Source organism: Actinomycetes bacterium (assembly GCA_036510875.1).
Taxonomy (GTDB): Bacteria; Actinomycetota; Actinomycetes; order Prado026; family Prado026; genus DATCDE01.
On record DATCDE010000043.1, the window covers coordinates 1 to 10768 of the forward strand.

At 73.4% G+C, this 10768-nt stretch carries 9 protein-coding genes; 2 read left to right on the forward strand and 7 right to left on the reverse strand.

Annotation, left to right across the window (positions count from 1 at the left end):
• The 5 genes from ispG to VIM19_02655 all read right to left on the reverse strand — a co-directional run.
• On the reverse strand, nucleotides 1-1023 hold a 1023-nt coding region (gene ispG / locus VIM19_02635; GenBank protein HEY5183807.1), incomplete at its 3' end, for a flavodoxin-dependent (E)-4-hydroxy-3-methylbut-2-enyl-diphosphate synthase.
• An 18-nt stretch (nucleotides 1024-1041) separates the two neighbouring features.
• On the reverse strand, nucleotides 1042-2247 hold the full coding sequence (locus VIM19_02640; GenBank protein ID HEY5183808.1) for an RIP metalloprotease: 1206 nt from the start codon (nucleotides 2245-2247) through the stop codon (nucleotides 1042-1044).
• On the reverse strand, nucleotides 2244-3494 hold the full coding sequence (gene dxr / locus VIM19_02645) for a 1-deoxy-D-xylulose-5-phosphate reductoisomerase (protein HEY5183809.1): 1251 nt from the start codon (nucleotides 3492-3494) through the stop codon (nucleotides 2244-2246). The genes VIM19_02640 and dxr overlap by 4 nt, the downstream gene beginning before the upstream one ends.
• A gap of 51 nt (nucleotides 3495-3545) precedes the next feature.
• Nucleotides 3546-5003 (reverse strand): aldehyde dehydrogenase family protein, encoded by a 1458-nt coding sequence (locus VIM19_02650; protein HEY5183810.1) that lies wholly within the window; start codon nucleotides 5001-5003, stop codon nucleotides 3546-3548.
• Between the two features lie 53 nt (nucleotides 5004-5056).
• Nucleotides 5057-6547 carry a PucR family transcriptional regulator ligand-binding domain-containing protein gene (locus VIM19_02655; protein HEY5183811.1) on the reverse strand — a complete coding sequence of 497 codons (1491 nt, stop codon included), beginning with the start codon at nucleotides 6545-6547 and terminating at the stop codon, nucleotides 5057-5059.
• A gap of 145 nt (nucleotides 6548-6692) precedes the next feature.
• On the opposite strand from VIM19_02655, the gene gabT reads away from it, so the two are divergent.
• Together gabT and VIM19_02665 are read left to right on the forward strand one after the other, a co-directional pair.
• Nucleotides 6693-8054, forward strand: coding sequence for a 4-aminobutyrate--2-oxoglutarate transaminase (gene gabT, locus VIM19_02660; protein ID HEY5183812.1), 1362 nt, complete (start codon nucleotides 6693-6695; stop codon nucleotides 8052-8054).
• A 275-nt stretch (nucleotides 8055-8329) separates the two neighbouring features.
• Nucleotides 8330-9076, forward strand: a complete 747-nt coding sequence (locus VIM19_02665; GenBank protein ID HEY5183813.1) for a serine hydrolase domain-containing protein — start codon at nucleotides 8330-8332, stop codon at nucleotides 9074-9076.
• Between the two features lie 102 nt (nucleotides 9077-9178).
• Here VIM19_02665 and VIM19_02670 read toward each other — a convergent pair whose 3' ends face one another.
• Nucleotides 9179-10414 (reverse strand): saccharopine dehydrogenase C-terminal domain-containing protein, encoded by a 1236-nt coding sequence (locus VIM19_02670; protein HEY5183814.1) that lies wholly within the window; start codon nucleotides 10412-10414, stop codon nucleotides 9179-9181.
• Between the two features lie 76 nt (nucleotides 10415-10490).
• A partial coding sequence (locus tag VIM19_02675) for a carboxypeptidase-like regulatory domain-containing protein (GenBank protein ID HEY5183815.1) occupies nucleotides 10491-10768 on the reverse strand: 278 nt, incomplete at its 5' end.

A 10768-nucleotide genomic window follows, 5' to 3' on the forward strand; every position in this document is an offset into this window, starting at 1 on the left:
GCCCTTGCCGTTGCCGGACGCCACCCCGAGGTCGGCCTCGCGGGCCTCTCCCGGCCCGTTGACCACGCAGCCCATGACCGCGACCCGCAGCGGGACCTTCAACCCCTCCAGGCCGGCGGTCACCTGCTCGGCGAGGGTGTAGACGTCGACCTGCGCCCGCCCGCAGGACGGGCAGGACACGATCTCCAGGCCGCGCTCCCGCAGCCCGAGCGACTCCAGGATCTGCAGCCCGACCTTGACCTCCTCGACGGGCGGCGCGGACAGCGAGACCCGGATGGTGTCGCCGATGCCCTCGGCCAGCAGCGCGCCGAAGGCCACCGCGGACTTGATGGTGCCCTGGAAGGCCGGCCCAGCCTCGGTGACGCCCAGATGCAGCGGGTAGTCGCAGGACGATGCGAGCAGCCGGTAGGCCTGGATCATCACGACCGGGTCGTGGTGCTTGACCGAGATCTTGAGGTCGCGGAAGCCGTGTTCCTCGAACAGCGACGCCTCCCACAGCGCGGACTCGGCCAGCGCCTGCGGGGTGGCCCGGCCGTACTTGGCCAGCAGCCGCGGGTCCAGCGAGCCGGCGTTGACGCCGATCCGGATCGGCGTCCCGGCGTCGGCGGCGGCTCGAGCGATCTCGCCCACCTTGTCGTCGAAGGCCTTGATGTTGCCCGGGTTCACCCGCACCCCGGCGCAGCCGGCGTCGATCGCGGCGAACACGTACTTGGGCTGGAAGTGGATGTCAGCGATCACCGGGATGCCGGACTTCCTGGCGATGTCCGGCAGCGCATCCGCGTCATCCTGGCTGGGCACCGCGACCCGCACCACCTGGCAGCCGGCCGTCGTCAGCTCGGCGATCTGCTGCAGGGTGGCGTTGACGTCGGCGGTCAGCGTCGTGGTCATCGACTGCACCGACACCGGCGCGTCCCCGCCGACCGCGACCGGGTGCGTCGGGTGCTTCAGCAGCAGCTGACGGGAGACCCGGCGCGGTGCGAGCGGCCGCACCGGAGCCTGCGGCATTCCGAGGTTCACGCTCATCTGATGGCTTCCCAGGGGTCAGAGCTGGACGGGCTTGACGATGTCAGCGGTCACCAGCAGCACAGTGAGCCCGACGAACAGCACGAACACGGCGTACGCCAGCGGCATCAGCTTGTTCATATCGACCCGGCCCGGGTCGGGGCGGCCGCGCCGGCGGGCCAGCCAGGAACGCACCGACTCGTACCCGACGACCGCCAGGTGGCCACCGTCCAGCGGCAGCAGCGGCAGCATGTTGAAGACGCCGACGAACAGGTTGAACCCGGCGATGAGCAGCAGGATGTCGCCGGCCCGCGCTACGACCGGGTAGCCGTCCCCGCCACCGGCGAGCTGCCCGCTGATGTCGGCGGCGCCGACCACGCCGACCAGCCCGTTCGGGTCGCGGGGCTGGTCGGAGAACAGCGTCTGCCACAGCTCGACGACCTTCTGCGGCAGGCTCCACAGCGCCTGCACGGTGCCCTTGAGGATCTGCCACATCCCGCTGAACGCCTGGCCGACCGCGGCCAGCGGGTTCGAGCGCTCCATCACCAGCTGGCTGGACACCCCCAGCAGCCCGACAGCCGTGGTCCCGCCGCTGGCGGCCGTGCGCTGCACGCTGGCCACCGTCACCGTGAGGGGGACCTGGTTGCCGTCCCGCTTGACGACGATCGACACGGTCTCGCCGGGAGCGCTGCGGATCAGCGTCGTCGCCTGCTCCCACGAGGTGATCGGCGTCCCGTTGAAGGAGACCAGGACGTCGCCCGGCTGGATCCCCGCGGCTGAGGCCGGGGACGCGGGATCGCCCGCGGTACAGCTGGCCGAAGCGGCGGTCGGGACGCAGGTCGACACCGACCCGACCGTGGTGGACAGCTGCGGCCGGCCGAGAATCCCGAACACGACGAGCAGCAGCACGAAGCCGATCACCAGGTGCATGAACGACCCGGCCGAGAGCACCACGGCCCGCTGCCGGGCCGGTGCCCTGTAGAAGGCGCGCGCCTCGTCCTCGGGCGCGACCGGCTCGAGGTCGGTCATGCCGATGATCCGCACGTAGCCGCCGGCCGGGATGGCCTTGACGCCGTACTCGGTCTCGCCGCGCCGCACCGACCACAGCCGGGGTCCGAACCCGACGAAGAACTCCGACACCTTCATGCCGTAGTGCCGCGCCGTCTTGTAGTGGCCCCACTCGTGGATCATCACCGAGACGAGCAGTGCGACGACGAACGCCAAGACGCCGATCGTGGTGGTCATGCGGTGACTCTCCCGGTCATCACGGTGATCTCACGGGCGCGGGAACGGGCCCACGCGTCCGCCTCCATGACGTCGTCGAACGTCAGATCGTTCCCTGCAGCCACCGGACGGGTGATGTGCTCCTCCAGCACCCGGGCCACCGTGTCCACGATCCCGGTGAACGGCAGCGCCCCGGCCAGGAACGCCGCGACCGCCACCTCGTCGGCTCCGTTGTACACAGCGGGCGCCACGCCGCCGGCCCGGCCGGCGGCTCTGGCCAGCGCGACGGCGGGGAACGCCTCCTCGTCCAGCGGGAAGAACTCCCAGCGCGCGGCCGTCGTCCAGTCACAGGACGGCACCGCCTCTGGGACCCGGTCCGGCCAGCCCAGGCCCAGCGCGATCGGCAGCCGCATGTCCGGCGGGCTGGCCTGCGCGAGCGTGGACCCGTCGGTGAACTCGACCATCGAGTGCACGATCGACTGCGGGTGGACGACGACCTCGATGGCGTCCAGCGGGACGTCGAACAGCAGGTGCGCCTCGATCAGCTCCAGCCCCTTGTTCACCAGGGTGGCGCTGTTGACCGTGACGAGGGGGCCCATCGACCAGGTGGGGTGAGCCAGCGCCTGCTCGGGGGTCACGCCGGCCAGCTCGGCCCGGCTGCGCCCGCGGAACGGACCGCCGGACGCGGTCAGCACCAGCCGGCGGACCTCGTCGGCCCGCCCGCACCGCAGGCACTGGGCCAGGGCCGAGTGCTCGGAGTCCACCGGCACGATCTGACCGGGCTTCGCGCGCTGCTTGACGAGCGGGCCGCCAATGATCAGCGACTCCTTGTTGGCCAGCGCCAGCGTGTGACCGGCGTCCAGGGCGGCCAGGGTGGCGGCCAGCCCGGCCGCGCCGGGCAGCCCGTTGAGGACGACGTCCGCGGGCCAGGCGGCCAGCTCGGCGGTGGCGTCCGAGCCGGCCAGCACCTTCGGCAGCCGGGCCATGCCCCGCTCCCAGCCGTGCGCCGTGGCGGCCGCGTACAGGGCGTTCTGCAGGTCCCGCGCCACGGTCGGCCTGGCCACGGCGACGACGTCGACGTCCAGCTCGAGGGCCTGCTCGGCGAGCAGGTCGACGCTCGCGGGCGAGCCACCACCGGCGGCCAGGCCCACCACCCGGAACCGGTCCGGGTTGCGCCGGACGACGTCCACCGCCTGGGTGCCGATCGAGCCCGTGGACCCGAGCAGCACGACGTCGCGGCGGGAGGTCACCGAGCCATTGTCGCTCACGTCCGACCGCTTTGCCCGAGTCGAGCCGGCTGGCGAGCCCCGGATGGGGGGCTACAGGTCGACGCCGGCGAGCACGAGCACCCGCTCGTAGGTGAAATCCGCCATGGCGTAGCGCAGCCCCTCACGGCCCACACCGGACGCCTTGGCGCCGCCGTAGGGCATCTGGTCGGCCCGGAACGACGGCACGTCGCCGATGACCACGCCGCCCATCTCCAGGTCGCGGTGGGCCCGGAACGCGGTCTGCAGGTCGTGGGTGAACACGCCGGCCTGCAGGCCGAACCGGCTGTCGTTCACCAGCTCCACCGCCTCGTCGAACCCGTCGACGGCGCGGACCACCATGACCGGCCCGAACACCTCCTCGGTGGAGCAGCGGGCGTGATCGGGGACGTCGACCAGCACGGTGGGGGCGAAGCTGGCGCCGTCCCTCGTGCCGCCGGTGAGCACCTTCGCGCCGGCGGCCACCGCCTCGTCGACCCAGGCCTCCACCCGTCGGGCGGCGTCGTCGGAGACGAGCGGGCCGACCTCGGTGTCCGGGTCTGAGGGGTCGCCCACAACGAGCGACGCGACCTTCGCCACGATCGCGTCGAGCATCCGGTCGTGGACGGCGCAGTCGACGAGGACCCGCTGCACCGAGATGCAGGACTGGCCAGCCTGGTAGTTCGCGAACACGGCGATCCGGCTGGCCGCCCAGTCGATGTCGTCGTCCGAGGCGTAGTCGGCGCACACGACCGCAGCCGCGTTGCCGCCCAGCTCCAGCGTCACGTGCTTGCGCGGGACGGCGGCCTGGATGGCGTACCCCACCGGCTCGGAGCCGGTGAACGAGATGACCGGCAGCCGCGGGTCGGCCACCAGCGCGGGCATGACGTCGTTCGGCACCGGGAGCACCGACCACAGGCCGGCCGGCAGGTCGGTCTCGGCCAGGATCTCACCGAGCAGCAGCGCGGACAGCGGGGTGGCCGGCGCGGGCTTGACGATGATCGGGGCGCCCACGGCGATGGCCGGTGCGACCTTGTGCGCCACCAGGTTGAGCGGGAAGTTGAACGGCGCGATGCCCAGCACCGGGCCCTTGGGGAACCGCCGCACCAGGCCGAGCCGGCCCTCGGCGCCCACCTCGGTGTCCAGCCGCTGCATCTCACCGGAGAACCGGCGGGCCTCCTCGGCCGCCCACCGGAAGGTGGACGCCGCGCGAGCCACCTCGGCGCGGGCCCAGCGCAGCGGCTTGCCGTTCTCGGCGGTGATCAGCCGGGCGACCTCCTCGCACCGCTCGGTGAGCCGGCGCGAGACGTGCTGGAGCGCGGTGGCCCTGGCGGCCGCGGACAGCCGAGCGGCCTCGCCCCGGACGGCGTGGGCGGCGGCCACGGCCTGCTCGACCTGGTCGGCCGTGGGCACCGAGACGGTGCCCACGAGGCTGCCGTCGTAGGGGTGGGTCACCTCGAGGGTGTCCTCGCCGGTGGCCGGCCGCCCGGCCACCCAGAACGCCGTGGCGGCTGCATCGCTCGTGTCGGTCATGCGGACGACGGTAGGGCGGCGCCCCGTCCCAGCCGTTGTCCGCGGTGGACAGCTCAGGAGTCCGGGTACACCTTCAGGGCCAGCCACAGCTCGGCGCGCAGGTCCGGGTCGTCGAGGGACCGGCCGAGCAGCTGCTCGACCCGGCGCAGCCGGTGCCGCAGCGTGTGCCGGTGGACGTCCAGCTCGGCCGCCGCGACGTCCCACTGGCCGTTGTGCGCCAGCCAGGCCCGCACCGAGCCGACCAGGTCGCCCTTGCGTCCCTGCAGCGGCGCCAGCAGCGCGTCTGCGACGCCCCGGGCCACCGTCGGGTCGAGAGCGGCCAGCATCCCCTCCTCGGCGATCTGCCCGTACCAGCGCAGGCCCGGGGTCCGGGCCGCCGCAAGGGCCTGCCGGGCCTGGGTGAGCCCCACCGCCAGCTGCGGCAGGGACACCGCCGCGCTGCCCCCCGCGGGCGTCGTGCCCAGCGCCGCCTCCAGCTCGCTGAGCACGGCGTCGTCGTCGGCCACGACGACGACCAGCTCGCCGTCCAGCACGTCGGCGGCCACCCCGCGGCCGAGCCGGCCGACCAGCGTCCGCGGCTCGGAGGCCGGCTCGGTCGCCACGACCACCCGCAGCGTCCCGCCGGTCAGCGCCGACCAGCCCAGCGCCTCCATCGGCAGGTCACTGGGCCGGGCGCCGGCCAGCAGCAGCCGCAGCGCCGCGGCCCGCAGTCCCCCGGCGACCTCGGGCAGGTCCGCTCGCTCCAGCGCGAGCGACAGCAGCGAGACGGCGACGCCGGCCACCGCCTGCGCGGTGCGGTCCAGCGGGACGGCGGTGCCCATCGCCAGGAACCCGCGGACCCGGCCGCGGGCCCCCAGCGGCTGCACGCTCACGTGCTCCCCGGCGCCAGCCAGCGCGGACGACGCCAGCAGGCCACGCCGGCCCAGCTCGGAGACCTCCGCGGCGAGCCCAGGCGCCCGGTCAGCGGCCGGCTCAGGAGCCGCGTGCAGCACCGCGCCGCCCTCGTCGAGCAGAACCACCCAGCCGTCCAGGTAGCGCGCGAGCCGGCCCACCACCCCGGCCGCGCCCTCCCCCAGCGCGACCCGGGTGAGCTCCCGCTGGGTCTGGAACGCCCGCACGGTGGCCTCGTACTCGGCCGCGGCGAGCAGCGCGGACACCGCCTTGGCCACCGCGATGAACGGCGTCCGGTCGGGCACCTCGAGCAGCGGCAGCCCGGCGTCGGCGGCCGCCCGCACCAGCGCCGGCGGGACGACGTCGTGGGTCAACCCGGTGCCCACGCCCAGCCCGGCGACCCCGGCCTCGACCAGCCGGCCGACGTACTCGCGCAGCCCCGGCCCGTCCGCGTCGGACAGCCGCATCCCGGTCGTGAGCAGCAGCTCGCCGCCCTCGAGGAACGGGCGCGGGTCCTCCAGCTCGGAGACCGCCACCCAGGTGACCGGGCGGTCCCGGCCGTCCGGCCCGGCCAGCCGGCGCAGCCCCAGCCCGGGCAGGTCCGCCACGGCACGCAGCGAGGGCGGGGCCGGCGGGGACGTGGGCGGCGGCATCGATGGCCCTTCGCTCGTTGGACGCGACCGTTGGACGCGACGTCCAACGGTAGCCCGCCGGTTGTACCTGCCGACAGGGCGCGTCCGGCGACCCGGCTCCCTAGGCTGGGGAGCAATCCCAGCGCGTCGAGGAAGCGAGCCGACCATGACCACCGAGACCAGCACCGGCGGACCCAGCCTGCCCCAGGAGCGGCGGCTGGTGACCGAGATCCCCGGCCCGCGCTCCCGTGCGCTGCAGGCCCGGCGCGACAGCGCCGTCTCCGGCGGCGTGGGCGGCACCCTGCCGGTGTTCATCGAGGCGGCCGGTGGCGGCGTCCTGGTGGACGTCGACGGCAACTCGCTCATCGACCTCGGCGCCGGCATCGCGGTGGTCAGCGTCGGCAACAGCGCCGAGCACGTCGTCGCCGGAGTCCAGGAGCAGGTCGCCAAGTTCACCCACACCTGCTTCATGGTCACGCCGTACAGCGGCTACGTGGAGGTCTGCGAGCAGCTGAACCGGCTGACCCCCGGCGACCATGCGAAGAAGTCCGCGCTGTTCAACAGCGGCGCCGAGGCGGTCGAGAACGCCGTCAAGATTGCCCGGTACCACACCGGCCGCCACGCGGTCGTCGTGTTCGAGCACGGCTACCACGGCCGCACCAACCTGACCATGGCGCTCACCGCCAAGTCGATGCCCTACAAGAAGGGCTTCGGGCCGTTCGCCGGCGAGATCTACCGGATGCCGCTGGCCTACCCGTTCCGCTGGCCGACCGGCCCGGAGAACGCCGGCCGTGAGGCGCTCGAGCAGGTCATCTCCAAGATCGAGAAGGAGATCGGGGCCGACCAGGTCGCCGCCATCCTGATCGAGCCGATCGCCGGTGAGGGCGGTTTCGTGGTGCCCGCCGAGGGCTTCCTGCCCGGACTTGCCGAGTTCGCCCAGGCGAACGGCATCGTGTTCATCGCCGACGAGGTGCAGACCGGCTTCGCCCGCACCGGCGACATGTTCGCCTGTGAGCACGAGGGCGTCGTCCCCGACATCATCACCACCGCCAAGGGCATCGCCGGCGGGCTGCCGCTGGCCGCGGTCACCGGCCGCGCCGAGATCATGGACTCCGTGCACAGTGGGGGCCTCGGCGGCACCTACGGCGGCAACCCGGTGGCCTGCGCGGCCGCGCTCGGCGCGATGCGCACCATCGAGGAGCAGGACCTGTCCAGCAGGGCCCGTCGGATCGGCGAGATCATGCTGCCGGCGCTGACCGACATGCAGTCCCGCTACCCGGTGATCGGCGACGTCCGCGGCCGCGGCGCCATGGTCGCCGTCGAGCTGGTCAAGCCCGGCACCAAGGACCCGGACCCGGCCGCGACCGCCGCGGTCGCGAAGGCCTGCCACGCCGAGGGTGTGCTCGTGCTGACCGCGGGCACCTACGGCAACGTGCTGCGGTTCCTGCCGCCACTCGTCATGCCCGAGCAGCTGCTCGAGGAGGCCCTCGGCGTGCTCGACAAGGCGTTCGCCAGCCTCGGGGGCTGACAGCCGCGGCGTCCGGCCGCCAGACTGGCCACCCATGCGGGTGGGCGGGCGGGTCGAGCCGGGCTTCGAGCCGGTGCAGGAGGCGTTCGCCGAGGTGCTGGCGGCGCACGGCGGTCCCGGAGTGGGCCTGGCCGCCTGGTCGGACGGCGTCTGGGTGGTCGACTTGTGGGGCGACGCGGCCGCGGACGACGTCACGTCCGTGCGCCGCCGTCCGTTCGGGCCGGACAGCCTGGTCATGCCCTACACGGTGTCCAAGCCGTTCGCAGCGGTGGCGCTTGCTGCTGCTCGTGGACCGCGGTCTGGTCGACCTGGACGCGCCGAAGCAACGGTACTGGCCGCAGCTTCGGGCCCCGGTGACGGTCCGCCAGGTGCTCTCCCACCAGGCCGGACTGGTGGTGCTGGACCAGTCGGCGCCGACGGAGGTGCTCTACGACTGGGACGGGCTGTGCGCCCTGCTCGCCGAGCAGGACCCGTCCTGGCCGCCGGGCACCCGGCACGGCGAGTCGGCGCTGTTCTACGGCCACCTGCTCGGAGAGGTCGTCCGACGAGTGGACGGGCGCCGTCCCGGGACGTTCCTGCGCGAGGAGGTCTGCGGCCCACACGGGCTGGACTTCCACGTGGGGCTGACCGCGGCCGAGCAGGCCAGGGCCGTCGACCTGGTCGGGCTGGACGAGCAGTTCCGGCAGGCCAGCCAGGCCGGGCGGGCCGGGCTGTACCCCAGGGCCATCGGCAACCCGCCCGGCGTACAGGACCCGGCGGTGGTCAACGGCTCGGCCTGGCGGGCCGCCGAGGTGCCCGCGGTCAACGGCCACGGCACCGCCCGCGCGGTGGCCGGCCTGTACGTCGCCCTGCTCGACGGCGCTGCTCAGCCCGGGCCTGCTGGCCGAGGCAACCACCGCTCAGTGCAACGGCGTGGACGCGGTGTTCGGCTCGCTGAACGCCTGGGGGCTCGGCTTCGGCGTCGACGACACCGGGTTCGGGATGGGTGGTCTCGGCGGCAGCTTCGGCGGCGCCAGCGCTGACGGCAGCTACGCGTTCGGTCTCGTCACGGCGCTCATGGACGACCACGCGCGCTGCGAGCTGCTGGAGAACGTCGTCCGCACGTGCCTCGTCCTGGACCGCGGTCAGGCGCTGGGCGTGCGCTCCTCCATGCCCCACGGCGAGCCGTAGGCGACCAGCTTGTCCAGGAACGGCTTGGGCGGCAGCGCCTCCGGGCCGAGCACGCCGGTGCCCGTCCAGACGCCCTCGGCCAGCAGCTCCAGCGCCACGATCGGGTTGATCGCGGTCTGCCAGACCACGGCCTGCGAGCCGTACTCGGCCATCGACACGGCGTTGTCGACCACGTGGTACAGGTACACCTCGCGCGGCCGGCCGTCCTTGCCCACGCCGGTCACCCAGGTGCCGGCGCAGGTCTTGCCGGACATCCGGTCACCGAGCCCGGCCGGGTCGGGCAGACACGCGGCCACAACGTCGCGCGGTGAGACCTCGACCCCGCCGACCGACACCTTCGCGGTGCGGTCCAGACCGACCTTGTGCAGCACCTGCAGCACGTTGATGAACTCATCACCGAGGCCGTACTTGAAGGTCACCCGCTGGGCATCCACCCAGCGCGGCATGAGCAGGACCTCCTCGTGCTCCACGTTGACGCACTCGACCGGGCCGATGCCCTCGGGGAAATCGAACACCTCCGGGTCGGAGAACGGCGGGGCGGTGTACCAGCCCTTGTCCTTCTCGAAGACAACCGGCGGGTTGAGACACTCCTCGATCGTCGTCCAGATCGAGAAGGACGGCGCGAACGAGTACCCGTCGACCTCCAGGTTGGCGCCGTCGCGCACCCCGAGCTCCTCGATCTCGCTGAACAGCTCGTCGGCCGCATAGCGGGCGAACACGTCGGACAGGCCCGGCTCCACACCGATCCCGACCAGCGCGAGCCGGCCGTTCCGCTCCCACTCCGGGGCCGCGGCGAACTGCTCGTCGCCGAGCTTCACGCCGGTCTTGGCGTACGGCTCGCTCGAGTGCGGGTGGGACAAGGACATGGCCATGTCGAGGTAGTCGGCGCCGGCGGCGAGCGCGCCGTTGAACACCGGCAGGACGAACCGCGGGTCGACCGCGTTGAACACGTGCGTGGCCCGGTGCTCGCGGGCCAGCCGCGCGACGTCCTCGGCGTTGGAGGCGTCGATGCGGGCGGCCACGAAGCGCGGGTCGGCAACATCGGCCACGACCTTCCGGGCCCTGGCCTCGTCGTAGTCGGCGACCACGAAGACCTCGAAGAAGTCCCGGCGGACGGCGATCCGGGCGGCGGCCGAGCCGACACCTCCCGCACCGACCATGAGGATGCGCTGGGGGTTCGAGACGGTCATGACGGGACCTTTCGCCGGTGGCTGGGTGGGCCCCATCCTAACCGACGTCCGTTCAGTTGATGGTTAGCCGGGTCCACTAGCGGATGCCGCTGTCCACGACCAGCCGGACCGACGCGACCGCCCCAGGCGCCACCTGGACCTGCTGCTCGGCGGTTGAGCGGTAGCCGCCCGCGTTGGTGGCCCGCACCTGGTAGGAACCGCCCGGGACGACGAGTGAGAAGCGGCCCGCAGCGTCCGTGGAGGTGGCAGAGACCAGGCCGCTCGCGTCGCGGACCTCGACGGTGGCGCCCGGCACCGGCCGCGGCGGGCACGGGCGCTCGGCCCGCTCGACGGGGCAGCTCGGCGTGGCGAGCA

Excerpts from the sequence above, each read along its gene's own strand:
- VIM19_02650 (HEY5183810.1), bottom strand. The coding sequence starts at position 5,003 with ATGACCGACACGAGCGATGCAGCCGCCACGGCGTTCTGGGTGGCCGGG.
- gabT (HEY5183812.1), top strand. The coding sequence starts at position 6,693 with ATGACCACCGAGACCAGCACCGGCGGACCCAGCCTGCCCCAGGAGCGG.
- VIM19_02655 (HEY5183811.1), bottom strand. The coding sequence starts at position 6,547 with ATGCCGCCGCCCACGTCCCCGCCGGCCCCGCCCTCGCTGCGTGCCGTG.
- VIM19_02670 (HEY5183814.1), bottom strand. The coding sequence starts at position 10,414 with ATGACCGTCTCGAACCCCCAGCGCATCCTCATGGTCGGTGCGGGAGGT.
- VIM19_02640 (HEY5183808.1), bottom strand. The coding sequence starts at position 2,247 with ATGACCACCACGATCGGCGTCTTGGCGTTCGTCGTCGCACTGCTCGTC.